Raw genomic sequence first — 25367 nt, forward strand, 5'->3', positions numbered from 1 at the left:
TCGCGAAGTATAGGTTAATCGCATTTTTAATATGAGAACAGATTTAAAAAAATCAAAAAATAATGCCGGTACTCCCACGCCAAAGAAAGCTAATGCTATTGCAGCATTGGTTGAAGATATTATTTCGTGGCCGACCGTTGATGCCGATGGTGTTACATTAATTGGAAACTTCGGATTCAAACCAGGAACCAATTTTTTCAAAATTTATATGACAGCTCCTACTCAGGCTGCTACTTTTGAGTCTTCCGGGAATCCTGATGGAAAGGGTGCTATGAATAAATATATTGGTGAGCATCCGGGAACAACTAAAGAAGCTATTTCTTTTATAAAAAAATTCACGGGAGAAGGCTTTGTGATCATCTATGGAGGTTGTGGTGGTGAAGAAGAAATGAAGGTAATGGGGTCAGAATGTCATCCTATGGTTCTTTCTGTATCAGGAAAAGATGATAAAGACGGGAACACTAATACTTTAACTTTTGAGCAGGAACAGATAAACAGAGATTTTATCAAATTTTATACTGGTGATGTTTCATTTACAGAGCCAAAAGCTGTAGCTGATGAAAATGTAACACTTTCGAAAGCTGATGGTCCTGTTTATCAATTGGCAGCAGCAACTGTTACTGCAGATATTGAATTTGTTTCTTCCGACTTTGATCATGACCAGATTGTTACCTTAATCGGTGGTGGGGGTACTGCTCCTTTAGTATTGAAAAACACTCCTGCGGGAGCTGTTCCAGTATTCTTAAAAGAAGCAACGAATTGGATTGCGCTTAAGGATTCAGTAATTAATCTGAGGGTAGTAAAAGCTGATAAAACTTATTTGGTTGAAGCTTCCAGAAAATAATTCGCATTTATTTTAATATTTAAAAGCCGCATTAAAAATGCGGCTTTTTTGATGTAACAATAAAGTGAGCATGTACAGGATATTTTTGCTCTATGGAACAAATAAATGTTTACGATGCTTTAAAATTAATGAGAAGACTTTCGGCTGAAAATTTTCCTTTCAGTTTTAGTTTCATAAGCTGTGACAGGTCGAAGAGATCATCAGAAGGTTTGGTGGTCGTGGAAGAGGCGATTTTAACAAAGGGATTACCTAAAAATAAATCAAAATACGCTAAGAATCTTATAGCGTATCAAAACCTGAGGACAGGAGAGTACAGGCAGTTCTGGGTTCCGCTTTTAATGACAGTTAATAATAATTTACGAATCAGCCATGATAGAGTTTTTAGGAGATGATGCCATAGTCGGGGGGCAGAGTGCTTTTACATTTGAAGTAATTGACAAAAAGAGACAGCAAAATGACCCTTATTTTGCAATGGATGTATTTTCCTCTTCTCCCTTTATGGCTGTCCATGGAGACTGGAGGGTTTTTCCGTATGGTGAAAATAACGATCTTCCGGTACAAATCAGAAATATTGTATATTCTAATTCAATTGCCCCGGGCATTCTGAATAAGAAAACAGGTATGAATTGGGGAAAAGGCCCTAAACTATACGAAGAAACATTTGATGAAGAAGGTCAGCTTAAAAGGGTTTATAAAACCGATCCTGAAGTTCAGCGATGGTTGGATACCTGGGATTATGAAAATTATATTGCACGTTGTACAACAGATTTTTCGCATATCGAAAGCTGCTTTACAAAGGTAATCCAAAATAGAGCCTGGAGAATAGGAAGGGCTCCGATGATAAAATCTTTAGAGCATATTTCCCCGGATAGAAAACCGATCGTTGCGGGAAAGAAAAATACTCCTACTCATATTTTGTTAGCTCAGGAAGATTTTCCGGAGAAATATGATGCCTTTCCTTTTTTTGATAAGTACGATCCTTTTAAATACCCGCTGAGTATGAAGTATTCCAACCTTTATACTTTCGCATCTTCATTTTTTAGTATACCACATATTTTAGGATCTATTCCATGGATTATACAATCCACGAATGTTCCGAAGTTTCTGGCTGCCTTGAGTAAAAATTCAATAAATATAAAATATCATATCACTTCACCAAAAGAATATTGGGATCAGAAAAGAGACGAAATCAAAGATGAATGTGAGGCAAAAGGTGTTGATTACAAAGAATCAATGTTTAAGTCCTTCAAGAAAAAAATGCTGAAATCTATAGAGGTTGTTTTATCCGGGTTAGAGAATGCCGGGAAGTTTTGGCATTCCGAGCAGGTTCTTGTGGTAGAAGGAGCCAATGTCCTTGAAATGGGCTGGGAAATAAAGGTGATTGACCAGAAGATGAGCGATACTGTAACGGCTCAGATTTCCATTGCTAATAAAGCAGATACGTCTACTGCTTCAGGTGTAGGTGTGCATAATGCCATAGGAAATGTTTCTGATTCCGGAAGTAATAGTGGATCTGAGCAGTATTACGCACTAAACAATTATCTGCAAACCGGCATCGATCTTCCGGAAATGGTCATAATGGAGTGTATGAATGCTGCTATAAAGGCTAATTTTCCCGGTAAAAATCTAAAAATGGGATTATACCACGATGAAACGAAAAGACAGGAAGAAATGTCTAAAAACGAAAGAAATTTAAAAGTTCCAAGATAATGAAGTTATTATTTAAGCAGGAAGGATTTCCCCCAGCACTTAAAAAAGTGATAGGTATAATCGATACAGATTTATCTTGGGACAAAATGCGGCCATCGCTTGAGATTGCCACAGATGAAATAGTAGATATTATTGGTGAAAATAACTATTCTGCTATAAGTGTTGAATCAGTTCCCGAAGACCAGCAAAGATTTTATGAGTTAGTGAAGTTTGCTATCGCCTTTAAAGCATATATGCATTATGCTCCTACCGGAGATCTTGCAATGACCAATAAGGGGAGAACAATGAGACGTGACGAATATGAGGTTGGAGCCTTTGAATGGCAGATTTCCAATCACGATGAGTCTTTAGAGAGGTTTTTTTATAAACATATGAATCTCCTTTTTAAATTCATGGTTAAGAACAACCTTATTATTAATCTTGAAAAGTACAAACATAACAGCCTCATAGTGCCGACATTGGCAGAGTTTGAAGCGCATTATGGTTTAAACGAGTCTTATTTTCTATACCTGAATCTTTTACCTGGGTTAAGAGAATTTGAGGATCTTGAAATGCTGTCAAGAATTGGGGGATCTCTTTATAATGATAGAAATGCATTGAAGGATAAAAAAGTTCTCTATAATTATTTACAGAAAGCAGCGGTTTATTATTCTATAGAATGGGGATTGAAACACTTGGATATCCAGATGTTTCCGAAATCGATTTTAAAAAGTACGGTGTCTTCCGAATCAAAATCAAAGTCTGGGTTGTTACCGACAGATCTTGCGCTGGTTTTCGAAAAAGATTGTAACCGATATCTTAAGAAAGTAGAGAATGAAATGACTTCATTTCGGGTGACGGTTCTGGGGGATGATTTTAAACTCCCTGATTTGGATTTTGATATTGACGATAATTTTATATCAACATGATAGCAATTGAAATACCTCAGAAGAAAAAGTTTCTCTATCTGCCGGAGAACCTGGCGGAGTGTGATGCTAAACAATATGCAGATTTTTCAAAACTGCTATGGATGGCGCAGGAAAAGCAGATCAGTTATGATCAGCTGTGTTATATGGCGGTTTATCCACTGTTAAACCTAAGGAAATCTAAAAAAAAGAGTCCTGAAAAATATGAAAATATAATCAGGCTTTCTGAATATATAGACAATTTTTTTGATAAGGATGACGACGGAAATTTTACCGGAATAAAATTAGAATTCACGAAAAACTATCTTCCGAAATACAAATTGTTTTACACTTATTATGGTCCGGAAGACGGCTTTAGTGATGTTACTTTTGGTCAATACATTGATGGTCTTGATGAATATATTTATTACTCAAAAACGGGAGATATAAAATCTTTACGAATGCTTTTTTCTATTTTTTATCTGAAAAAAAATGAAGATTATAATTACCGCGTATCGAAAAAAAGAGCTGAAGGTATTTTCAGGTATGTTGATATCCGTCATTTATACGGTTTCTTTTTATTCTTTTCCTCTATGCAGTCATTTGTACTCCAAGGCGAAATTATGGTAATGGGGAACTCTATTGATTTATCTATTATTTTTCAACCAGATACAGGAGGTTTCGAAAGTACGATTCCAGGTACCGGCTTTAGGAACATAATTACCGATATGGCGGAAAGCCAGGTCTTCGGTCCTTATAAGGGAGTAGAGAGAACAAATTTGTGGGTGGTCCTAATAAGGCTCTATGAATTGAAGAAAAAAGAATTAGACGACAAAGAAAAAAATAAAACCAATGACACCAATAGAGCTTAAGGAAATGCTTGCAGAAATAAAATCTGAAATCCCGGAAATTGTCAAGACTATAAGTCTGATCGACGATTCTGACCTTTCAGATTTTGCTGCTGAAATGATGACCTCTGAAATGGTTTTGGTAGGAGTAATCCCTTCTTATGAGCATGTGGGGAAAATTGGAGCGTTCAAAACACTTCCTATATTCCAGTTGGATATTGTTGAAAAAACAGATTATTCTGCGATTAATAATGATGAGTATGTTGCATTATATGACAGGACTTTGAGGATAATGTTTAAGGTTCGCAATTTTGTTTTGGAAAAAATAGAAGAAGGATGCTATCCCATGTTGAGTAATATTGATGTTACCTCAATGACGATTGATCCTGTAAAGAAGAAAGCACAGTGTAATGGCTGGAGTATGGATATTTTAACAGAATAATATGTCACTATCTGAAAGAAGAACCGCTGATATCGGAATTATTGAAGGCTTATTTGTAACAAAAATACTGCAGGAACAGGCGGACTCTATTCTTGCAGATACTCAGCGTGAAATGAAGGGTTTTCGGTCCGCCAGGTGGAACAAAAGAAGTATGAATGTTTCGGGGGATACATTAACCTACACTCATAATATTAATTTCAGATTTCTCGATATGAAAGCCAGAGTTTCACGAAAAGGATATAATCCTGCTACGAAAAAAAGAAAAGCTGGAAAAGTAAAAAAGAAATCCTTACCGGTTCACAATAAGCCGATTTTCAGGCATAAAAGATACATTCAGAAAAGGTTATCGTTCGGTTTTACGGATGAGATTCGTGGAATCTTTGAAAAAATGGCTCAGGAAAATAATCTTTTGAACGGTAAATAAAAAAGTGGGGACCTAAAAAATGTCCTCCAAAATTAAAAAACTTCCTACGGTATTTTTAATTAGCACAAGCCAGCAATGGAGGACAAAAAATCTTCTTTTGCTGGCTTGTTGCTTAATACCGTAGGAGCTGCAAATATACAATTATTAAATATAAATTAAATATGACTTACAATTATGTACAGGCGCCACTGCCTTTTCAGGGGCAAAAAAGAAAATTCTTAAAAACATTTAGAGAAGCTCTAAAAGATTTTCCTGCAGATGCTACCTATGTGGATTTGTTTGGGGGGTCAGGACTATTAAGCCACACTGTAAAACAGTTTTATCCAAATTCAGAAGTTATTTATAATGATTTTGATGGGTATACGCATCGTTTGGAAAATGTAGACAAAACAAATGCTTTGCTGTCGGACATAAGAAAAATTTGCGTAAAATCTGAGAAAAGAAAAGAACGGTTGGATGATCTGTTTCATTCAGAAATAATCGGGAGAATCTCAAAAGAAGAAGGATTCATAGATTGGGTTACAATATCCTCAAGTTTGCTCTTTTCAATGAATTATGCAACAAGTTTTGAACAACTACAAAAAGAGACATTTTATAATAAAGTTCGATTGTCTGATTATGTTGTGGATGGATATCTTGAGGGAGTTAATCGGGTAAAAAAGGATTATAGAGATTTACATGTCGAATATAAAAATAAAGAGAATGTAGTTTTTTTAGTTGATCCACCTTACCTATCAACGGATTCTAGTACCTATACTCGTACAGATTATTGGAAATTGTCAGATTATTTGAATGTATTAAAAACAATTGAAGACAGTCCATATTTTTATTTTACCAGTAATAAAAGCCAGATTATTGAATTATGTGATTGGATGGAAATTAACGGTTATTGTAGAAACCCTTTTGCAGGCTCAACTACTATTTCAGTGAATACTACTTTAACACTTAATGCAAAGTATGAAGATATTATGATTTTTAATAATAGAAAATAATACAGATAATTATTATTTTGTATTTATCAAAAAACATTCTATATTTGTACCGACTCATCGCTACGGGAATAAACCCAGCAAATATTTTTTCGATATAATAATCCCCCAGGAGTATAGGAGTAGTAATACCCTAACGCGTTCTCGTAACGGTGAGTCAACTCCCCCGGGGGTATTTTTTGTTTAAACTTTTAAATAATTGTCGTATGACTCACACAATCAATTTAGAAGATAATCCATCGAACATGGATGTTTTCCGTCTGGCCAGCGTCGAGGCTTTCAAAGGTTTTATTGATAAACCTAAAAAATTAGATACACCATGCGAATTCTTTCGCAAAAATAAACTCAGTTCTTTCCGGTATAAAGTTTTAAAAAAGGGAGATGTAAGATTGTCTGTAATTTTACCATCTGGTTCTGAACATTATGCTATACAGCGAAATTTTGCTTTAGCGTATATTAAACTTGTACGTTCTTATTACTCACAAAAATTTGATTTAAATCATGAGAAAAGAACTAACAAAACCTGCTGAAAATGAAGTTTATTCAATACTTCAAAATTTAATTATCGGAAATTCTCCGGAAGAATTGGAAGATATGATCTTTCATGTTTTCGAAGATGCTAATTTACAATCGGGAGATCTGTCGCTGGAAGAAAAGATACTGAGATCAGAATTTCATATTGCAAGCAGAAAAATTTTAAGATTATTGTGCAAACATCCTGATCTGCTCAGGAAACTGAAAGATGCATAAAAATGAAGCCTGTTTTTTTAACAGGCTTTTTTAATGTAACACAGCAATTGCAAGCAATTGTCAAAATTTGTACAAAAATAATTATGAGTAAAGATGTATTGAAATACCTAACTGCTGAAGGTCTTACCCCGCAGGAAGAATATAATCAAGGCTTAGCTTTGTTAATGCAGAACCCCGCAAGCCGGAACTCTGTAAGATCCTACAATAATAAAGGATATTCCAAACAGGGTTTAGAAAATCTAAAATATGATCTGAAAAAATCTTTTGGGATAAAAGATCAGGATATCCGAAAATATAAGGAAGAGACCACTCCGGTTATTGAAGAAAGAACGCTTGAAGGTTTCATGGAAGAAAACAGAGATAAGGTACAGGAGCTGCTATCTGAGATTTCTCAGGATGCGCAAAAAGGAATGAAGCTCTACGGTCAATATACTTTCCTTCGTTCTCCGGATTGCCCTAAAGAATATAAAATTTTAGTTGGTGATGCGATTACAGCGTTCGAAAACTATAAAGCCGGTCACGAGGAACTGTTTACTAAAGTGGCTTCCCTGGCAGATCCATTACTTGACGATAATGAAATCTTTGAAATTGCCAATCAGGTTCTGGAGGATTTTGAATTAAACAGAGAGATTCATGCAGAACTACAGCATTACGCAGATACTGGCCAGATCCTTGGAAAGCATGAAATTTTTGATGATTATAATCTTGAGCTTGAAATTTCAAAGCTTACTGCAGAAGAATTGGCTACGCGCGGGAGTAATCTTAAATCCTATATTTCAAAAGCAAATAAGGTGATCAATACCAGCAAGAATCCGGAAGAAGTCGATGCTGCAAAGATCAGACTTGAAAAACTTAAAAAAGAAAAAGCTTTGGTTGATAAAACATTGAAAGCCAAAAAATAATTATGATGCACAAGTTTTTTAGCATAAAAGAGTTGAAAAAATCTCTGGAACATAGATCGGATTGTGAAAATGATCTGCAGGTTGATATTTCACTGGAAATGCTTAAAAGTTTATTCGCTGCAAAGAAACCGGTTCCTAAAAAGGGACCGGCTTTCTTCTCTTATAAAGGATTAAATATGAATTAATGAGAGATTATGAGGTAAGATTTTCGCAGGAACAGCTTGAGGAGTTGGAAGATCTTTCCGGTGCAGGATACTGCATTGAGAAGATCGCCCTGTATTTTGATGTTCCTAAAAAAACAATGAAATCTGAGTACTTACATGAAGACTCATGGGTACGCTATCATTATGATCGTGGGATTTTATTGGTTGATGCGAAAGCTGGAATAGAGCTTTCAAAAAGTGCATCTGCGGGAAGTATTACTGCAATACAGCAATTAGCAAAACTTAGAGATTCTCAGAAACTTGAAGAATTAAGGAAAAGAATAATGTATGGCGAAGAGATTGACCGATTATAATTTAGGTGATTTATATAAATGGATTGAAGCCGGACAGAGTACATCTGCTCCGGAAGAGTTTATTCAATATGTAAATCTTTTGGAGAAAATTTACCAGATGATGAACCGGGTAGATATCTACGGGTCCAAAGAAGCAATTGTAAAACACTTGGTTACTTTTGAAGAATCTCTTAAGGGAAATAGAATTAAAGCAATTGACGTATACAATGAGTCTTTCGAGTATTTTAATGCCGATGATAAGATATCAAAAAAAGCCTGGAGAAAGTTTTATGCTGCAAAACTTGATCAGGATTATGAAATGGCAAGAGCTGTGTCTAAAGATGCTTCTGATTTTGAAAAAGCTTCAAGAATTGCAGATAAAGCTTATAAATTTCGCCAGCTGGATCAAGAAGATCCGCCTGAACTTCCTAAGTCTATGTTTGAAAAACCTCTTAAAGTTTACACCATGGACATGAAGCAGTTTGATGTAGTTAATGAAGACCTTACTGATATTGAAAACTGGATAGACGAAAATACAAAAGAACTTTCTCCTAAAGCTATTGATAGAATAAAGCAGGAAGCAATGATTCTGCCGATTAAAATATTTGATGATGAAAAACCAGACGGTTCGAATTGATTCGCTTTCGGTCTATGATGATGTTGAAGTCAGGTATTCTACCTGGCTTAAAATGATCACCGATCTTATGGAGCCGCAGAACCTTTTCCTGGTACTTGGAAGGGGAACGGGAAAAACGACAGATTATCTTTCCGAAAGGTTAATGAATATATGCTATGAGATGCCTCATAGCTACATTGCATTGGTGGGTAACACTTACACCAATCTTTTAAAAAACGTTGTTCCGGCTATTATTGAAGGTTGGAATCGTAAAGGGTGGATAGAGGGTATTCACTACGTTGTAGATCAACCGCCACCAGATCACTTTAAAAAGCCGTACAAGACCCCTTACGAGTATAAGCACACTATTTCTACATTTACCGGTAATTTTTTCAATTATATTTCTATGGATACTCCCAGTTCCGGAGCCGGTAACTCTTACCAGCATCTGGCTGGGGATGAAACAAAATATCTGGAAAAAAATAGAATTGACAGATTGTTCCCGGCACTCCGTGGTGATGCTACCATGTTTGCTAAATCTCCTTATTACCTGGGAGTAACTTTTACAACCGATTATCCGAACATTATAATGCCGGGAGAATATGACTGGATATTGGATAAAGAAAAAGAGATGAAGCTGCAGCAGATTAAATATCTATTGCAAATTTCTCTTGAACTTAATAAAACTTTAGCCAGTACGATCCGGGCTGCGAAGAAAAGAAACAAAAAATTATTAGCCACGCTTCAGAATAAGATGAAGAAATTATCTGTTCTGAAAACAAGACTGCGTGTAAATTCAACATTTTTCTATAGAGCATCATCATTTGTTAATGTTAATATTTTAAGGCTTGATTATTTCAAAACGGCGTTAGCTGCTCTGGGAGAAATTGAATTTAATACGGCCGTACTTTCACAGGCTCCGATGGTAGAGGCAGGACAAAGGTTCTATCTGGCATTTGATAATCGGCATATTTACGATGATGGAATTATCAGGGAGAATTACTACCGTTATCGCACAGGTGATGATGCTGAAACATTTTCAACAGATTTGAAATATTGTATTGCAGATAAACCTTTAGAAATAGGAGCCGATTTCGGAAATATGATTTCGATGGTTGTAGCTCAGCATCAGGGAAAAACAATCAGGGTTTTAAAGAATATCTATTCTCTAAGTCAGAAAACCGAAAAGATATGCGAACGCTTTCTGAAGTTCTTTGCGCACCATAAAAAGAAAGTCATTGATTTTTATTTTGACAGATCCGCTAACGCCTACCAGGATGTAGGGCGGGACTGGGCAAACGAAATGAAGAAATTTCTGGAGGCATGGCCGGACGGAACTTCTACGGGTTGGACGGTAAATCTGATGTCAAGAAATCAAGGGAATATTGAGCAGCAGCTTGAATTTAATTTTGTCAAGGCTTTAATGAATGAAAATTACCGTGAACTGCCTCGTTTACTGATTGATAAATATCAATGCCGACAGCTTATCTCTTCAATGAATGTGGCTAAGCAGATCGTGAAGAAAAATGCAAAAGGAATTTCCAGAATTTACAAGGATAAATCTTCTGAGAAACTTCCTAAGGAAAAGCTTCCGATGTATTCTACAAATTTATCAGATGCTCTTAAATACCTATTATGTAGACGTCCGTGGTTAAGAATCTACCAAAATAAAAAATCAACTTTTTCAGGGCCTGATAATTGATAATTTCGTAAATTCGTGATTATGGATTTAAAATTACGTGATATGAAAAGTCTTAAATTTTTATCGGCTTCAGCAACAATATTTCTGAATGATTATCAAAAAGAAATGGCAATTCAGGCTAATTATAATGAAGAAACTTATCAATCTCTTAAGTATCTGCTTATCGCATTAAAAATTGAGGATAAACAATTCATTGTTTCTGAAGGGCTAGAATATTGGAGAGAACAATTTAATACAAGGATTTTTCAATATCAAGGCGATGCTCAATATTATGCAATGTTTTCTCGTTCTATTAAAAAAGGTTTAAGTCTTAAAGAAGCTCTTTGCGAAGTAAAAGGGATTATTGATAGAGAAATAAATATTTTAGAAAAATGCTACCTGCTTAATATTCCTTATTCACTTAATTTGTATTAAGATAATAAATGATGATTTTCAGCCATAAATAATTTTGTATTTTTGCAAAAGTTGAAGTCATGATTGCAAAAGCAATAATGATTATTTATAACACTTTTACTCGTCACAGTAGAAGTGTTTTTTTTTGTCCAAACTGGAAATCCCAATTTTATTAATTTCAATACCAGCAACTCAATTTTTAAAGAAGATTTTAAAAAATAGTATTCTGCAACATTTAGAGCTGTTGCACGAAAATAACCTAAGAATATTTTAAAATATTCTACTTCAATCATATCATTTATAGTGTTTTAGCAATACTATATTGCAGTTGCTTTTCTCATTTTTTAAGCCAATTTTCTGTTTTTTATCAGATTATAAAAATTAGCAAAAAACTGATTTTAGAATCAAAAAATGGCTAAAATGAGAAATGAAAATTTGATAGATTCTATCAATATTCTGAAAATCAACATTCTAACCTATTTCAAAAAAAATTAAATAAAGTTGAAACAGCGGGAGGCCGACGCCGCCAAGAATCGAATTTGCCGTTGCAATCGGCCAGATTGCTGGAAATATGGCTGATTGGGCAGAAAATACCCCTGTGAAATACCCCGAAAGGCCGATTTTGCAACATTTGACGATTTTGGTAAGGTTGCATGCCTATCATCATCATACATAGATAGTTAGGAGCCTGTCTGTTTTGATGTAACGTTGGTTGTACGGTCATCTGCCTAACATTGCCCATAAAAAAAGAGATGGCAAATGTGATTTCGGATGAGATACTTAAGCTCAAGATCATTGTCGATGGCAATGAGGCCCAGAAGAGGGTGCTTGATCTTGAGCAGGCCAACAAAGTATTATCGGTAAGGCTTAAGGATCTTATTCAGCAGGAAAAGGAGTTAGATAAGCAGCGTAAAGCTGAAGAGAAGATCTTGAAGTCTAACACTGACAAGATAAGTAAGTATAATACCAAACTTAAGGAAAGTGAACTTTTTGTTATCAATGAAGTAAAAGCCTTGCGCCAAAAGCAATCTGCTTATGAACAGGGCTCAAAAGAATATGGAAAGCTTCAGGCTCAAATTGATAAGGTTAAGCAGAAGGCCAGCGATGCTGCTAAAGCAATTAACGAGGAGATCAATAGTCTAACCTCTCAACAAACTATTTTTCAGGAAAATTTCGATAAGGCTAATACAGCATACAAAAACCTACGAAAAGAGATTGAAGCTACCAATGAAGCATTAGGAGATAATAGATCAAAGATTAATGATGAAATCGGCGCCATGAAGATCATGGACATGACGACCGACCAGTTGACTAGAAGAGCCAGAGATCTCAAGGATGCGATGAAGCACATGACTGAGGGTGACACACTTAATAAAACAAGGGCTGAGCTTGATGAAATTAATAATAGAATAGCTGAATTAAATTCCGGACCGGAACAAGACTCTTTCTTAGATACCTTCAATCAGTATACAGGCGTTATAGTCGCGGCGGTTGCTTCAGTCGCTGGATTCTTAATGAAAATGCAGGAAGTAGTTGATGTAAATAATAAATTGGTAGATGCTCAGACGGCGGTGGCTAAAACCACAGGTATGACCACTGAAGAAGTAAAGGATCTAACAGCCGCTTATAATGATTTCGATACACGTACCAATCAAATAGATCTTCTTAAAATAGCTGAGATTGGAGGTCGTTTGGGTGTTCCAAAAGCAGAAATCCAAGATTTCACTAGAGAAGTAGACAAGGCTTATGTTGCCTTAGGAGATTCCTTCGCAGGAGGTGTTGAAAAAGTAGCGGAAAAAATAGGTAAGATTAAAGGACTATACAAGGAAACAAAAGAATTAGGTATTGCGCAGTCAATCAATGAAATCGGATCAGGTTTAAACGAACTTGGCGCGGAGGGTGCTGCATCAGAAGAGAATATTGCTGATTTTGCATTAAGAATGGGGCAGCTGCCTGAAGCATTGAAGCCAACTATAGCTGAAACATTAGCTTTAGGAGCTTCATTCGAAGAAAGTGGTATTGATGCAGAAAGAGCCTCTTCAGGGTACATGACTTTTGTACGTACTGCTGGAAAAGAAACTGCTGAGTTTGCTAAAGTAATGCATATTTCGCAGCAAGAAGTTGAAAAGCTTTTAAATGAAGATCCTTTGGAATTTTTCCTAAAATTCTCTGAAGGTGCAAAAGGCTTAGATCCTGTAAAATTAGCTCAAATATTAGATGGGCTGAAATTAAATAGTGGTGAAGTAATATCCGTAATTGGCGCCGCTTCTGAAAATACTGACAAGTTTAGAAAGTCGATTGAGCTTTCAGGTCAGGCTATGGGTGAAGCTACCTCCTTGCAAAATGAATTTAATAAAGTAAATAATAATGCAGCTGCTATTTATGAAAAACTACAAAAAAAGTGGAAAGAAATTTACACAAGTGAAAAAGTTGCAAAAGTTTTAAACTGGTTAATTCAGACTATTGGTAAGTTTTTAGGAGTTGTTGAAGATAGTACCGGAGGCGTGACTCTTTTTAGAGAATCACTACTATTTCTTACTAAAATACTTACGATTGCCGTAGTTTCTATATTTTCATATAATACAGCTTTAGCATTATCTGAATTAACGCTTGCCAAAGTTAAGGAAAGGTTATTGGCTTATACAATAGTTCAGAAGGCAACTAATTTATTAAATCAAGCAAGTACAACTCTGCAAAATATTTGGAATGCGACTATTGGTTACAGTACTCTTGCATTGGCTCGTTTAACAGGATCTACCAACCTTCAAACTATTGCTCAGGAAAGATTAAATCTTGTTACAGCGGCAAATCCGTGGGCAGCAGTTGTTGCAGTTGTGATGGCAGTGGTAACAGCTTACATGTTATTTAAATCGAGTGCAGAAGAGGCTGCGGCCGCTAGTTCTAAGCAAAGCAGAGCATTAGAGTTACAAGGTGATATTTCTAAAAGAATAAATGATGAAGAATCAAAATCTGCAGCAGAACTCAAAACTAAAGTTGAACCGCTTATTAGTGTTCTAAAAGACAAAAATACGCAGCTGAAGGAACGTAAGAAAGCATATGATGAACTTATTAAGATTGCGCCGGAGTTTAAAGGAACTTTGGATGATGAATTTATTGCAACTTCCAGACTTGATAAAGTTTACTCGTCTTTGATTGATAAAATAAAAGCTGCAGCAAAGGTTAGGGCGCTACAGGCTATTTTGGATGAACAATATCAAAAAAGGGAAAAATTAGCTGGTAAGCAGGAAATTTTCAAAACTACTCAAGAAAAAAACAAAACTGATAAAACAATGCGTAATCCTGACGGGAGTGCTAAGGGAGGCATTGTATTAGTGAATAGTCTTGTTGAAAAAACAAATAAAGATCTTGAAGAAATCGATGGAAATATTGATGATATTGTCAAGAAAATAGCAGATGCTAAAGTGGACAAACCAGATGTCACATCAAATTATACACCTCTTCCCGATAAAGAAAAAAAGAAAAAACTTACTGATGAAGAAAAGGCAGCCCGTAAAGCTGAAAATGCATATCAGGCTATGAGGAAGAAGATTCTTGATCATGCTGAAGATTATGATCAGAAAGAACTGGAGTTAGAAGCTCAAAAACAAGAAGCCAATGCAGAACTTCAGAAGGAAGGTTACGAAAAGGAAAAAGCGCTGTTAATTTCAGAACGTGATAAAAGACTGGCTGAGCTTGAAAAACAGAAGTACAAACAGTCTGACTTTGATGATATAGACAAAATTATAAAAAGAGAAAAAGGTGATCTTCAAAAACAATTCATAGCAATTAAGGAGCAGTGGCTGAAAGAAAATAAGTTAGTTGAAGACACTAAAATTGCTGAAAAAGAAAAGACCAATTATAAGCTCCGTACCCTGGATGATAAGTATACGGAAATCGGACTCAAAAAAGATGAGGAGGATCTACAGAAGCGGTTAAATTTAATAACAAGAGAACAAAATCAAACTATATCCGCCAATGTCTCAGTTAGACAGCAAAAAGATTTTCTTGCATCCAAAGGCTACACAGAAGAATCTTTACAATTAATTACTAATTGGGAAGAAGGGAAAGCTGCGATTGAAAAATATTATCAGAAGCAAAGTTTACAGGAACAAGTAACATTCTTCCAGGAGCAAATTGCGATGTTTGAAATGGTTGCTGAATTGGCTCCCGAATTTCTGACTGATGAGCAGCTTGAACAAATTCAGCAATATAAAGATAAGTTGGCAGCTATCATTGGTGATATTGCTAAGATTAAAAAAGGCGATGAGCAAAAGCTTGGCGGAAAACTCACCTCCTTTGGCGCAGGTAATGCCGATTTATTTGGTCTTACTCAAGATCAATGGAAGGCAATGTTCACCAACACAGATAATCTTTCTGAAAAAATCCAGAAAATCGGTGCTGCAACTCAGATTGCTCAGAATATGTTTAGTGCTTATTCTGGATTTGTGCAAGCTAATGAACAAAGGATGCTTCATAAAATGGAGGTTTCCAGTGATCGGAAAAAGAAGAAATTAAAAGCACAGTTGGATTCCGGATTAATAACTCAGGAGACCTATAAAAAAGAAACTGAACTTCTTGATGCAGAGTTGGACAGAAAAAAGGCTGAGCTTGAATATAAAGCTGCAAAACGTCAACGAGATTTGCAGATTGCTCAAGCTATTTCCGGGGTTGCGATGGCAGTAATTAATGCTGCTCAGACACAGCCATTCTTTCCTTTGGGTTTGGCAATGACGGTTCTGGCGGGTGCAATGGGAGCGGTACAATTAGCAACGATTATGAGTACACCGTTACCTGCTGCTCCGGGAGCAGAAGATGGCTTTTATCCGGTTATTAGGTCGCAGGATAATAAATTGTTTAATGCTAGAAAAAAGACTTCTAAAACAGGAATTTATGATGAAGCGACGATGTTGGTCGGAGAGGCTGGACCAATGATGCCTGAATTAGTTGTTTCGGGAAAAACAATGAAAAAAATTGATCCTAAGATCCAAAATATGTATATGGAAGAAATCAGAAGGGTTGAGGGCTTTGAAAATGGACTTCTTCCAAAACAGGCTGTTTCTTCCGGTAATGATGAAATGCTAATTAAGGCAATGGAAATTATTAGAGATAATACTGAGGTAATGCTTTACTTAAAAAATAATGGTGTCAGAGGCGTTTTTGAAAAATCCGCCCGTACTGGTAAAGATATTACAGATATGACAAACGAATATGAAAATTTATTAACTAAAAACAGACATTAATATGCCAGCACAATTTCCAGAAAATCCGGATTCCTTTGATTATATAGAAGCATCTACACTTACTACTTCCGTAAATTGGCAACATGGAAATACATTTCCGACAGATGTAAAAGTAAATGTAACAGCATCACCTCAAAGTATAGGGATGTACAGTTCTTATAAGATTGTTTTATACGGTAATATTAATAATACGGTGACAGATGCCATCGAAATTACAGATGGAACTGAAGTAATTTATGAATTAATAAGTACAGGTGGGTATTTTAACAAAAACGTATTTGTTAAATTTAAAGAACTACAACTTTTAGATGCCGGGTCATATCCAGTTGAGATTTTTTTCACATATTATGGTGTTAGTAATAATGGACTTACCTATTTAAATGAGGCGTCTGTTTTTTTTACTTTAAATGTTCAGGGAATACCAGATAATATTACAACCGATAAGGATGAATACACTTTAATTTTTAATAGGCAAAACAATAGTCTTATAGGAGATTTAAATATAAATATCAGTGGGAATGTTAATGATAGCCCGCTACGGTTTTTCAATTATTTAGAAATCTTTAAAAATGTAGATCCAATTATAAATAATTCAGTGGTTTTAGAAGAGAAAACTCCTCTCATATCTAATTCTAATCTTCCTCTTGAGGGTGAATATGAAATAAGTTCTGCAATCTTTAAAAAAATTGTTGGGGGGCCCTATGTAAATGTGAAATCGTTCCTTATTAATTTAATTGTGGTTAATGGAGATATGATGATAACTCCTAAAAATCTCAATTTTTCTTTGCTACAAACAGCAGGTGAAGTAAAAGAGGAAGTGTTAAAAATAATAAATCCGTATAACAAAAATTTTACAATAGAAGGACCATACTGGCTTGAATTTTCGATGGATTCGGGATCTCAGTCTGAAGAAATAACTATATCAACTTTAAATTCATCAAACTTACCAATAGGCGATATTAGTGATAATATTTTGATAAAATATGAAGATAAAACAATAAGCATCCCTGTAAGTTTATCAGTGATCAGTTTTATTTTTCTATCAGGAATGGAGACTTATAATTTTTGCTTAGATAATAAAATAATAAATTTTATTAAACGAGAATTAACTTCCAGGTATGTAAGATCTACATTATCTATCAAATTTCAAAGTGAAGATGAAACAGTAAGTATGGTAGTGCCGCTGACGGTTCCTTATTATAATGAAAGGGCTTCTTTTGATTTAGGCGGCAAAATTCACCAATATTTTTTAAGATTGAAAAAAAGCATACTTAAAGAAGAAAAAAAACCGGGGAAATTCGATAATAAAATATGGATGTATCCTGCGGAAGTTAAAATTCTTGTTGAAGAATTAGATGTTGATTATAATGTTGTTCACTCGGAAAATGTTGCTGCAATACATTTTTACCCTGGTAAAAAACCCACAGCGTTTCCTTTGCTTTCCAATAACTTGATAAAGCAAAGAGTAGAAGGATCAAAATACATTTTCACTTATATCCAAGGCTTGATTTTACCAAATAAAATAGGAATAGGAGCCCCGAACGTTTTACCGGATGGATTAGTTACACGTGTTAAAATAGAAGATGATGAAGATAAAATAATTTTCCCAAGGAAAAAGATTTTTCAAATCACAGATGATAAGCAGCTTATCTATTATACAATCCCGAATAATGGGCCTCACGTAATCAACCTGCAGTATGAAAATCAGAATCTTTGCCCGGAATCCTTCAGCTTTACCGGACATTTAAAGAAAACTCCTGAATACAGTCATGTTTACGATCAAAATGTTCTTTCATCTATTAAAGAAAAGTATGATGTGACTAAAGTAACCATATGGACCATAAATACAGGTTTTATTCTGGAAAAATGCACACAAATAATAGAAGAAATTATCATGAGTAAATTATGCTATCTTGAGATTAATGATAAGATTTATAGGGGGTTTGTTATAACGCAAAAAATTGTAGCAAAGGATAGCAGTTTAGAATTAATTCAGTTTGATTTAGATTTTTTATTATTAGAATAATGGAAATAAAATTTTATACCAACAAAGGAGTTCTTGACTTGTCTAATCTGAAATTTAGTACACAAGAACAAAATTCAATGATGGGTGACAGAATTTTTACTAAATTCTTTTTTCCTTTCACTATTAATGTTGATGATATTTTTTTTCAAACCTTTGGAGACTATCTGAGTGATGAAAGTAAAGATATTGATGTTATCATAGATGGACATCTTTTTCACGAGAACAAAACATATAAAGCTGCATTAACGGTTGAAAGCGTTGAAGGTTATGTATTAACTGGCCAGATAGATTATGGATTTGAGGAGATTCCAAATTTTGACAAAAAGCTCAGCGAGCTTCCATATGAAAAATTTAAAGTTGAAGATATCTATACATTTGCCGAAGGAATAGTATTAAAAAAGTGGCCTCAAACAAACTATAACTTCCCCAGAATTTATACTAAGAAATTTGGCACGGATGATATTTGGGACAGTTTTGATGGTTATTATAATGATAGTACAGTTGAGAATAAACTTCCGAAAATGAAAAGAAATTATATTGATGGATCTGGAAATATTTTCAATCTAAATATTATGCATCCTTGCCCGCATCCGGTCTATTTACTAAAAGTTGGTTTTAGAGATGCGGGATTTGATTTATTGGGAGATATATTGTCAGATCCTGATCTACAGAATCGATGGGTTTTCTCAGGAACTGATTATTTTACTATGAAATCTCAAACTAGATTGGAAGCTAAAGCAACGCAGATGGATTACTATTATGATGAGCCGTGGAACGGGATGATAAATGGGACTGTATGGAAAAAAAGAAGGAGATTGTATAATAGAAGTTTTGATAATTTAAAGCCCGGTAATTACAAAGTTCAGGGCTCTTTTCGAATTCAATCATTTTATGGCAGAATAATTTGTAGAATTTCTGCTAATGATACTGTAATATGGGAACACAATGTATATTATAGTCAGGGTTTTCTTGATAAAGTTTTCCCTATCGATATTTCTGTTCCATTAAATTTGAACACAAATAAAATTGTTTTTTTTGTAGATTATATTCCATTAAACCAAGATGCGGCTGATTATGATGTGATAAGCTTTAGGTTGACATCAGATGTTCTAACTGATGATAACGCGACCGAAGAAGATACTAAAGTGGTTAATAATCTTAATGAGATAGATTTAAGCCGGGCCGTACCTGAAATGACTTTTGGTGATTATGTAAATGGAATAAAGAACTGGTTTAATTACGACATGGATGTTGTTGGAACTAAAATTTATATGAACAGATTGGGTAAGAATGAGCCTTCTAATGTGCAGGATTTTAATGAATTTTCAATAAAAAACCCAAAAAAGACATTTCTCCAAAAGAGATCATTTTTGATTAAGTTTCCGGACCTGCCGGCACCTTATAAATTGGACAGTGTATATTATGATTATAAAGGTGTAAAGTTGAATGGTCTTAAAAATGAAAATACTACAGAGATTGAAATAAATGGATATCCACTACCTGTTGCAAAACCTAAAGAAAATTCTGTTCCAACAGCGATTGATGCATTAGAGTCGTCTGATGTTATTGGATTGGTTTTCTATGAAGGACTAATTGACGGTCAGAATAATTCAAAGAATGTACCGGGTTGTTCGCATCCTGAACTTTTTAACAAAAACTACCTACAATGGTTACGTCAAAGAACCAGAGGGGTTCAGTATCAATGGCAAAAAGAAGTTAATGCCGAGCGTTTTAGCCAGGTTAATATTAAAGATCATATTTTTTGTAATAACAACATTCATCTGATTGTGAGTCTAAACAAAGATAAAGTTGGTGACAATACCTATCAAGTAGATATTGTCACCGAAACTATTAGCTAATCCATTATAAAAGAAGCCATATTTGATTCTTTTTCTATAATATGAACATAAATCATAGTCGTTAGAATACTTGAATGATTTAAGATTTGTTGTAGGTCTCGTACATTGCCACCCTTACGAAGAAAGTTGGTGGCAAATGTATGCCGGCCGGTATGCATTGATACGTTTTTCTTTATATTGATTGTAGGTAGCTTCATTATTTTTTTTAGTGTCCTATTGATGTATTCAGGGGTTATTTTCGTTACAAATAATGGCTCATATCGCTGTATAATACCTTTTGCTGTATTATTGAGGACTATTGTATGAGCTTTCTCCGTTTTATCTGAATGAAAAGTTACGGCATCACCTCGGAGATCTATTCTGTTTAGCCTTTGAATTTCTGAAATTCTTAAGCTTGTATAGCATGAGAAAAGAAAATATCCTAATGTCAATATGTGTTCATTATTTATATTATCACTAAAATAATACTGCTTCAATATTTCGACTTCTCGGATTGTGAGATTTGTTTTTGATCCCTTCATTGATCCAACCTTAAGGTCGTCAATATCAAAATTGATGAATAAACCACGTTTTTTGGCCATGTTAATATATTTTTTTAATGTTTTAATATTGCCTGCTATTGTTGTTGTTTTATTTCCTTTTTTATATAAATAGCCTTTATAATCATCAAAGAATCCCAATGTTAATTTGTTGAATGAAATAGTACTTTCGTAAGCTTCAAGTTTTGCAATAACACTGCGTTCCATACGTTTAGTTGATTCTTTTGTTGGGGTCTTTTCTATTTGGTTTTTTGCAAATGAAATGAAATCATACTTTGGTGTTTTATTAAAAAATTCATTTCGGAATCCTTTTACATCTAAATAAGCGGAACGAGATAAGCGATAATGCGTTTTGATTTCTGTTGTTTTTGATTCCATGTTATCAAGAGACAGATTGATGTCTTCAGTATCAAACTTCTTTTTAACTCTACGAATGGTATTGTCCCACCGATCAGGATCTATATAAAGACCGGTTGGTATACGATCTCGTTCCCCATTTATGGAAACATCATAAAAAATTTGGCATTTGCCATCTTTTCTTTTGTAATTGTTTAAATAAAAATGTGTGGTAATTGTCATAAATTTAGTATTTGTGACAAGCTTTGTGACAAGGAATGAAGGTCGGTTTTGAGTCATAATTTTAATTGTTTTAAGATTAATAGAAATGACCAGAATCGTTGTGACGGCTTTATGACAATGGGATAAAAGAAAACAGGTTAACCCCTAAATCTCGACACTTCATACGTTGAAATGAGCTTGATCTAATTGTTAACCTGTTGTTTTTGTGACCTCGACAGGATTCAAACCTGTAACCTTCTGAGCCGTAATCAGATGCGCTATTCAGTTGCGCCACGAGGCCGTTGTTTTCTTAATGTTTTAAGGTTTGCAAATATAGCACTTTTTTCTTTTCTTTGAAAGATGAAACAGAGAATTTTACTTTTATTTGCAGTTGTAGCGCTAATCTCCTGTAAAAGAGAACAAAAAATTTCGTCTTCGGACTGGACCAATATATCCGGCCGCACCCAATTTAAAGAACATGATGGTATCCTGGAACTCAAATCAGGAAATTTCACTTATAATTTTAAGACCAATCAGACTCCGTTTAAGAAAATTATCCTTTTAAATGCGAGCATGGCGGGATATGTTTCTGAACTGGGAGCCGAAAATCTGATTGTAGGAGTTTCCAGTCCGGAATATATTTATTCAGAAAAAATCCAGAGCCTTTTAAAAGCAGGAAAGATACAGAATGTAGGAAGCGAGCAGAAATATGATGTAGAAAAGATCGTTTCCATGAAACCGGATGCTGTTTTCACCAATTATATTGCAAGTTTTGACAATACCTATCAGCTCCTGAAAAATAACGGAATTCAGGTGGTCTTTCTGGATGAGTATATGGAACAGCTTCCGTTAGAAAAAACAGCGTATATCAAAATTTTCGGGGAATTATTCGGAAAAGAGAAAGAGGCTGAAGATAAATATAAGAAAATTGAAAAAAATTATAACGACCTGAAGCAGCTGGCACTGAAAGGCAAAGAAAAACCTGTGGTGCTGGCCAATGAAATGTATGGAGATGTATGGTATCTTCCGGGAGGAAAAACGTCTCTGGCCAACTATATTACAGATGCCAATGCTTCCTACATCATGAAAGATAATAAAGAAGAAAAGGCTCTGACGATGAGCTTTGAAGAAGTGTATGCCAAATCACACCAGGTACAGTATTGGGTAAATGCAGGAAATCACACTTCAAAAAAAGAAATGCTGGCCGGCAATCCTTTCTACGGAAAGCTGGAGGTATTCAACAAAGGAAAGATCTATACCGTTGCCGGAAAAGAAAAACTGAAAGCCAATGACTTTTTCGAAAGCGGTGCTGTACGGGCCGATCTTATTCTGAAAGATTACATCAGGATCTTTCATCCCGAACTTCTTCCGGAATATCAGTTAACCTATATGAAAGCGCTTCAATAACTCGGGCGAATTGCTTATTTTTGCAGTTCTTTTTAGACAAAATTATGTGGAAAAAAGTTAAACAGGCTGTCTTTATTATTCTTGTCCTGAATGTAGTTTTTATTATTTGGGGCAGATTCTTTAATCCGCCGGTTACCATTACGCAGATTGGAGGTCTTTTCGAATTTGGAAAGCTGCACAGGGATTATATTTCCTATGATGAAATGGGAAATAATGTTAAAAAAGCCGTTATTGCTTCAGAAGACCAGAAATTCTTTACTCATAACGGGTTTGATTATACAGCCATTGAGAAGGCAATGAAGAATAATGAGAAAGGAAAGAAGATCCGCGGCGGAAGCACCATTTCCCAGCAGACTGCAAAGAATATTTTCCTTTGGCAGGGCAGAAGCTGGTTCAGAAAAGGACTGGAAGCCGTTTACACCTTCATTATCGAGAAAGTGTGGAGCAAGGACATTATTCTGGAAAGATACCTGAATTCCATTGAAATGGGGCAGGGGGTGTTCGGAGTGGAAGCGGCAGCTCAGTATTATTTTGGAAAATCTTCTAAGGATTTAAGTGCTTCGGACGCAGCCTGGATTGCTGCTGTACTGCCTAATCCCAAGAAATATGATCCTAAAAATCCGTCTGCTTATTTAAGAAAGAAACACAATTGGATCATGAGACAGATGAGGAATGTGAGTTTGAAATAGTATCTTTGTCCCAATGAAATTTTTTAATTCCAGCACAAATTTTGAATCAGTTCTTAAAAAATACTTCTCTTTTAAGAACCAAACTATTTCTTTAGAACCGTTTGCTGAGTTTTTAGAGAGCATCAAAAGGGCAGATTTTACAGATGTTCTTAATTTTCTTAGAAATAATCCGGATTTTGCTGAAAATTTCAAACATTATATCCATAATATTTTCAAAGGAAGACCTTTTAACCTTTCCCTCACAGAAGCCAATATTCTGTCAGAAAATGCTTTCTTTCCGGAACTTAAAAAGAGAATCTTAAATAAAATACTGCCGCCCGTAGAAAATGAGAAAACGGTGTGGTACATGATCGATAACGTCAGCTTCAGGCCAAAAACAGATCTGAAATACCTTCAAAACCTTCCGGAAAATGAAATAGATGAGTTTTTAAAACTTCTCGGGGCTACAGATTTTATCATCAAGCCGAATGTCAAAAAGGAGCTTATCTTCTCGATGAGTATTCTTTCCTGGCGCGTGACAGGAATGGCTATGGAGGTGGAAGTGGTAAGAATGGCCCCTCAATACAGAAACCTGGATAATCCCTTTCTGGCCCTTCAGAATGAGCTTGAAGCACTTACCGAAGATCTTAAAAATGATCCGGAACTGCAGCTTCACTCCAAAGACAGCCGCTACAAGCAGATTAAGATTTATACAGAACACTGTCATGAATTTGTAAATATTGCTTTTAAAAACTCTGCTAAATATGGAATTTCCGGCAAGATCAATCAGTCACTGCTTAAGATCCGCCAACAGACCGAAAGGATCTATGAGATCGTACAGCTTTTGGTGATTGATAATGAACAGGATATTACCATAAAGTCTAAACAGCTGATCTTTAATATCCTTAACTATAAATCCCACAAAAACAATATTGCAGACCTGATCAACGACAGCACACGTCTGCTCTCGCATCTTATTACCAACCACACGGCAGAAACCGGTACCCATTACATCACCTCTACCCGGAAGGAGTACATGACCATGTTTTATAAAGCCAGTGGAGGAGGGATCATCGTTGGGGCGCTTTGTGTTCTGAAAATGCTTTACGGGTACATTCCCGGAAGTGATTTCTCCCATGCATTTTTATATTCAATGAACTATGCGATGGGGTTCGTTATGATCTATCTCATGGGTTTTACCCTTGCGACCAAGCAGCCCGCCATGACCGCGGCTACGATGACTAAAGTTTTGTCTGAAGAAGGCAACAGCAAACGTAACAATACCGAATTTGCCCACCTTGTATCCAAGCTCTTCAGAAGTCAGTTTATTGCATTCGTAGGAAATGTGCTTCTTTCCTTTCCAATTGCATTGGCGATCATTTATGGGCTGGATGTATTTTTCTCCCAGAATTTGGCAGTAGAAAGATCAGATAAACTGTTAAAAGACCTGGATCCGTTCAAGTCAAAAGCTATACTCCATGCGAGTATTGCAGGATTTTACCTGTTTATTTCAGGAATTATTTCAGGAAACATCGGGAACAACTCCGTGTTCTACCAGATTCCGGAAAGGATTGCCAAAAATCTTTCTATCAGAAGCTTTTTAGGGAAAAAATTTGCAAAGAGCTTATCTAAATATTATGCTAAAAACTGGCCGGGAATCGTTTCCAATTTCTGGTTTGGGGTATTTTTAGGAGCAACAGCTCCGGTAGGTTTATTCTTTGGATTGGACCTTGATATCAGGCACATTACTTTTGCTGCCGGAAACTTTGCTTTAGGGCTTTACGGAAAAGACTTTTCAGTGGATTCCTATACCTTCTGGATATCCTTCTTTACCGTTTTCCTGATCGGATTCTTCAATTTTCTGGTAAGCTTTAGTCTGTCTATGTTTTTGGCATTCAGATCAAGAAAAATGAATTTTGGACAGGTGAGCGAAATTTACAGGGAGATTTTCAGGTATTTTATAAAGCATCCATTCAAATTTTTTATTCCCCTGAGCTCAGGACTGGATAAAAAAGCGGATGACCTGATGAGCAGTACCATTTCTAATAAATCTGAAGATCATTAATAGCT

23 protein-coding genes and 1 tRNA gene are annotated in these 25367 nt (G+C 35.4%); 21 read left to right on the forward strand and 3 right to left on the reverse strand.

The features are described from left to right. Positions 1-31: 31 nt before the first annotated feature. The 15 genes from AC4IFE_RS02950 (at position 32) to AC4IFE_RS03020 (ending at position 11021) form a co-directional block, all read left to right on the forward strand. Positions 32-844 carry a hypothetical protein gene (locus AC4IFE_RS02950; RefSeq protein WP_490754745.1) on the forward strand — a complete coding sequence of 271 codons (813 nt, stop codon included), beginning with the start codon at positions 32-34 and terminating at the stop codon, positions 842-844. Positions 845-936: 92 nt separating this feature from the next. Then, positions 937-1236: a hypothetical protein gene (locus tag AC4IFE_RS02955; RefSeq protein WP_490754747.1), complete on the forward strand. Its 300-nt coding sequence runs from the start codon at positions 937-939 to the stop codon at positions 1234-1236. Further along, the gene (locus AC4IFE_RS02960) at positions 1214-2554 is read left to right on the forward strand and encodes a hypothetical protein (protein ID WP_490754749.1); all 1341 of its coding nucleotides are present in this window, start codon (positions 1214-1216) and stop codon (positions 2552-2554) included. Before AC4IFE_RS02955 ends, AC4IFE_RS02960 begins: the two co-directional genes overlap by 23 nt. Further along, complete coding sequence (locus AC4IFE_RS02965) at positions 2554-3462, forward strand: DUF6712 family protein (protein WP_490754751.1); 909 nt, start codon at positions 2554-2556, stop codon at positions 3460-3462. Before AC4IFE_RS02960 ends, AC4IFE_RS02965 begins: the two co-directional genes overlap by 1 nt. Beyond that, on the forward strand, positions 3459-4310 hold the full coding sequence (locus AC4IFE_RS02970) for a hypothetical protein (RefSeq protein WP_490754753.1): 852 nt from the start codon (positions 3459-3461) through the stop codon (positions 4308-4310). The genes AC4IFE_RS02965 and AC4IFE_RS02970 overlap by 4 nt, the downstream gene beginning before the upstream one ends. Continuing rightward, positions 4291-4728: a hypothetical protein gene (locus tag AC4IFE_RS02975; protein WP_490754754.1), complete on the forward strand. Its 438-nt coding sequence runs from the start codon at positions 4291-4293 to the stop codon at positions 4726-4728. The genes AC4IFE_RS02970 and AC4IFE_RS02975 overlap by 20 nt, the downstream gene beginning before the upstream one ends. Before the next feature lies 1 nt (position 4729). Beyond that, positions 4730-5152 carry a hypothetical protein gene (locus AC4IFE_RS02980; protein ID WP_490754755.1) on the forward strand — a complete coding sequence of 141 codons (423 nt, stop codon included), beginning with the start codon at positions 4730-4732 and terminating at the stop codon, positions 5150-5152. Between the two features lie 161 nt (positions 5153-5313). Then, complete coding sequence (locus AC4IFE_RS02985; RefSeq protein WP_490754757.1) at positions 5314-6144, forward strand: DNA adenine methylase; 831 nt, start codon at positions 5314-5316, stop codon at positions 6142-6144. Between the two features lie 498 nt (positions 6145-6642). Beyond that, complete coding sequence (locus AC4IFE_RS02990; RefSeq protein WP_490754759.1) at positions 6643-6891, forward strand: hypothetical protein; 249 nt, start codon at positions 6643-6645, stop codon at positions 6889-6891. An 83-nt stretch (positions 6892-6974) separates the two neighbouring features. Continuing rightward, positions 6975-7793 (forward strand): hypothetical protein, encoded by an 819-nt coding sequence (locus AC4IFE_RS02995; protein ID WP_490754760.1) that lies wholly within the window; start codon positions 6975-6977, stop codon positions 7791-7793. Between the two features lie 5 nt (positions 7794-7798). After that, complete coding sequence (locus AC4IFE_RS03000) at positions 7799-7978, forward strand: hypothetical protein (RefSeq protein ID WP_490754762.1); 180 nt, start codon at positions 7799-7801, stop codon at positions 7976-7978. Next, complete coding sequence (locus tag AC4IFE_RS03005) at positions 7978-8310, forward strand: hypothetical protein (protein ID WP_490754763.1); 333 nt, start codon at positions 7978-7980, stop codon at positions 8308-8310. The genes AC4IFE_RS03000 and AC4IFE_RS03005 overlap by 1 nt, the downstream gene beginning before the upstream one ends. Further along, a complete protein-coding gene (locus AC4IFE_RS03010) occupies positions 8285-8926 on the forward strand; it encodes a hypothetical protein (RefSeq protein WP_490754764.1) in 642 nt (213 codons plus the stop codon). The genes AC4IFE_RS03005 and AC4IFE_RS03010 overlap by 26 nt, the downstream gene beginning before the upstream one ends. Further along, positions 8901-10607, forward strand: coding sequence for a hypothetical protein (locus AC4IFE_RS03015; protein ID WP_490754766.1), 1707 nt, complete (start codon positions 8901-8903; stop codon positions 10605-10607). Before AC4IFE_RS03010 ends, AC4IFE_RS03015 begins: the two co-directional genes overlap by 26 nt. 21 nt (positions 10608-10628) lie before the next feature. Then, positions 10629-11021, forward strand: coding sequence for a hypothetical protein (locus tag AC4IFE_RS03020; protein WP_490754767.1), 393 nt, complete (start codon positions 10629-10631; stop codon positions 11019-11021). Here AC4IFE_RS03020 and AC4IFE_RS03025 read toward each other — a convergent pair. Next, positions 11018-11293 carry a hypothetical protein gene (locus tag AC4IFE_RS03025; RefSeq protein ID WP_490754769.1) on the reverse strand — a complete coding sequence of 92 codons (276 nt, stop codon included), beginning with the start codon at positions 11291-11293 and terminating at the stop codon, positions 11018-11020. The genes AC4IFE_RS03020 and AC4IFE_RS03025 overlap by 4 nt on opposite strands. 459 nt (positions 11294-11752) lie before the next feature. Between AC4IFE_RS03025 and AC4IFE_RS03030 the strand changes: the two genes are divergently transcribed. The 3 genes from AC4IFE_RS03030 to AC4IFE_RS03040 are packed head-to-tail and all read left to right on the forward strand — an operon-like array spanning position 11753 to position 20125. Further along, the gene (locus tag AC4IFE_RS03030; RefSeq protein WP_490754771.1) at positions 11753-16240 is read left to right on the forward strand and encodes a phage tail tape measure protein; all 4488 of its coding nucleotides are present in this window, start codon (positions 11753-11755) and stop codon (positions 16238-16240) included. A gap of 1 nt (position 16241) precedes the next feature. Continuing rightward, positions 16242-18266 carry a hypothetical protein gene (locus tag AC4IFE_RS03035; RefSeq protein ID WP_490754772.1) on the forward strand — a complete coding sequence of 675 codons (2025 nt, stop codon included), beginning with the start codon at positions 16242-16244 and terminating at the stop codon, positions 18264-18266. Further along, entirely contained in the window at positions 18266-20125 is a 1860-nt protein-coding gene (locus AC4IFE_RS03040; protein WP_490754774.1) for a hypothetical protein, read from the forward strand. Before AC4IFE_RS03035 ends, AC4IFE_RS03040 begins: the two co-directional genes overlap by 1 nt. Here the strand turns inward: AC4IFE_RS03040 and AC4IFE_RS03045 are convergent. Both AC4IFE_RS03045 and AC4IFE_RS03050 read right to left on the reverse strand, forming a co-directional pair. Continuing rightward, positions 20122-21243: a tyrosine-type recombinase/integrase gene (locus tag AC4IFE_RS03045; RefSeq protein ID WP_490754776.1), complete on the reverse strand. Its 1122-nt coding sequence runs from the start codon at positions 21241-21243 to the stop codon at positions 20122-20124. The two genes, AC4IFE_RS03040 and AC4IFE_RS03045, sit on opposite strands and share 4 nt — an antisense overlap. Before the next feature lie 206 nt (positions 21244-21449). Continuing rightward, positions 21450-21523: transfer RNA gene (locus AC4IFE_RS03050), tRNA-Arg, on the reverse strand. 59 nt (positions 21524-21582) lie between these two features. On the opposite strand from AC4IFE_RS03050, the gene AC4IFE_RS03055 reads away from it, so the two are divergent. From AC4IFE_RS03055 to AC4IFE_RS03065, 3 genes are read left to right on the forward strand one after another with little or no spacing between them, the layout of a single operon-like run. Continuing rightward, the gene (locus tag AC4IFE_RS03055; protein WP_490754778.1) at positions 21583-22629 is read left to right on the forward strand and encodes an ABC transporter substrate-binding protein; all 1047 of its coding nucleotides are present in this window, start codon (positions 21583-21585) and stop codon (positions 22627-22629) included. Between the two features lie 44 nt (positions 22630-22673). Next, complete coding sequence (gene mtgA / locus AC4IFE_RS03060; RefSeq protein WP_490754780.1) at positions 22674-23318, forward strand: monofunctional biosynthetic peptidoglycan transglycosylase; 645 nt, start codon at positions 22674-22676, stop codon at positions 23316-23318. Positions 23319-23331: 13 nt separating this feature from the next. Continuing rightward, positions 23332-25362: a recombinase gene (locus AC4IFE_RS03065; protein WP_490754781.1), complete on the forward strand. Its 2031-nt coding sequence runs from the start codon at positions 23332-23334 to the stop codon at positions 25360-25362. The last annotated feature ends 5 nt before the right edge of the window (positions 25363-25367 follow it).

The sequence above is a fragment of the Chryseobacterium sp. UF-81 genome (assembly GCF_058245105.1).

What these genes read in the sequence shown, in the direction of transcription:
- AC4IFE_RS02990 (WP_490754759.1), top strand. Translation starts at nt 6,643, where the DNA reads ATGAGAAAAGAACTAACAAAACCTGCTGAAAATGAAGTTTATTCAATA.
- AC4IFE_RS03005 (WP_490754763.1), top strand. Translation starts at nt 7,978, where the DNA reads ATGAGAGATTATGAGGTAAGATTTTCGCAGGAACAGCTTGAGGAGTTG.
- AC4IFE_RS02965 (WP_490754751.1), top strand. Translation starts at nt 2,554, where the DNA reads ATGAAGTTATTATTTAAGCAGGAAGGATTTCCCCCAGCACTTAAAAAA.
- AC4IFE_RS03030 (WP_490754771.1), top strand. Translation starts at nt 11,753, where the DNA reads ATGGCAAATGTGATTTCGGATGAGATACTTAAGCTCAAGATCATTGTC.
- AC4IFE_RS03040 (WP_490754774.1), top strand. Translation starts at nt 18,266, where the DNA reads ATGGAAATAAAATTTTATACCAACAAAGGAGTTCTTGACTTGTCTAAT.
- AC4IFE_RS02975 (WP_490754754.1), top strand. Translation starts at nt 4,291, where the DNA reads ATGACACCAATAGAGCTTAAGGAAATGCTTGCAGAAATAAAATCTGAA.
- AC4IFE_RS03055 (WP_490754778.1), top strand. Translation starts at nt 21,583, where the DNA reads ATGAAACAGAGAATTTTACTTTTATTTGCAGTTGTAGCGCTAATCTCC.
- AC4IFE_RS03035 (WP_490754772.1), top strand. Translation starts at nt 16,242, where the DNA reads ATGCCAGCACAATTTCCAGAAAATCCGGATTCCTTTGATTATATAGAA.
- AC4IFE_RS02995 (WP_490754760.1), top strand. Translation starts at nt 6,975, where the DNA reads ATGAGTAAAGATGTATTGAAATACCTAACTGCTGAAGGTCTTACCCCG.
- AC4IFE_RS02970 (WP_490754753.1), top strand. Translation starts at nt 3,459, where the DNA reads ATGATAGCAATTGAAATACCTCAGAAGAAAAAGTTTCTCTATCTGCCG.
- AC4IFE_RS03045 (WP_490754776.1), bottom strand. Translation starts at nt 21,243, where the DNA reads ATGACAATTACCACACATTTTTATTTAAACAATTACAAAAGAAAAGAT.
- AC4IFE_RS03065 (WP_490754781.1), top strand. Translation starts at nt 23,332, where the DNA reads ATGAAATTTTTTAATTCCAGCACAAATTTTGAATCAGTTCTTAAAAAA.
- AC4IFE_RS03025 (WP_490754769.1), bottom strand. Translation starts at nt 11,293, where the DNA reads ATGATTGAAGTAGAATATTTTAAAATATTCTTAGGTTATTTTCGTGCA.
- AC4IFE_RS02950 (WP_490754745.1), top strand. Translation starts at nt 32, where the DNA reads ATGAGAACAGATTTAAAAAAATCAAAAAATAATGCCGGTACTCCCACG.
- AC4IFE_RS02955 (WP_490754747.1), top strand. Translation starts at nt 937, where the DNA reads ATGGAACAAATAAATGTTTACGATGCTTTAAAATTAATGAGAAGACTT.
- AC4IFE_RS03000 (WP_490754762.1), top strand. Translation starts at nt 7,799, where the DNA reads ATGCACAAGTTTTTTAGCATAAAAGAGTTGAAAAAATCTCTGGAACAT.
- AC4IFE_RS02985 (WP_490754757.1), top strand. Translation starts at nt 5,314, where the DNA reads ATGACTTACAATTATGTACAGGCGCCACTGCCTTTTCAGGGGCAAAAA.
- AC4IFE_RS02960 (WP_490754749.1), top strand. Translation starts at nt 1,214, where the DNA reads ATGATAGAGTTTTTAGGAGATGATGCCATAGTCGGGGGGCAGAGTGCT.
- AC4IFE_RS03015 (WP_490754766.1), top strand. Translation starts at nt 8,901, where the DNA reads ATGAAAAACCAGACGGTTCGAATTGATTCGCTTTCGGTCTATGATGAT.
- AC4IFE_RS03010 (WP_490754764.1), top strand. Translation starts at nt 8,285, where the DNA reads ATGGCGAAGAGATTGACCGATTATAATTTAGGTGATTTATATAAATGG.
- mtgA (WP_490754780.1), top strand. Translation starts at nt 22,674, where the DNA reads ATGTGGAAAAAAGTTAAACAGGCTGTCTTTATTATTCTTGTCCTGAAT.
- AC4IFE_RS03020 (WP_490754767.1), top strand. Translation starts at nt 10,629, where the DNA reads ATGGATTTAAAATTACGTGATATGAAAAGTCTTAAATTTTTATCGGCT.
- AC4IFE_RS02980 (WP_490754755.1), top strand. Translation starts at nt 4,730, where the DNA reads ATGTCACTATCTGAAAGAAGAACCGCTGATATCGGAATTATTGAAGGC.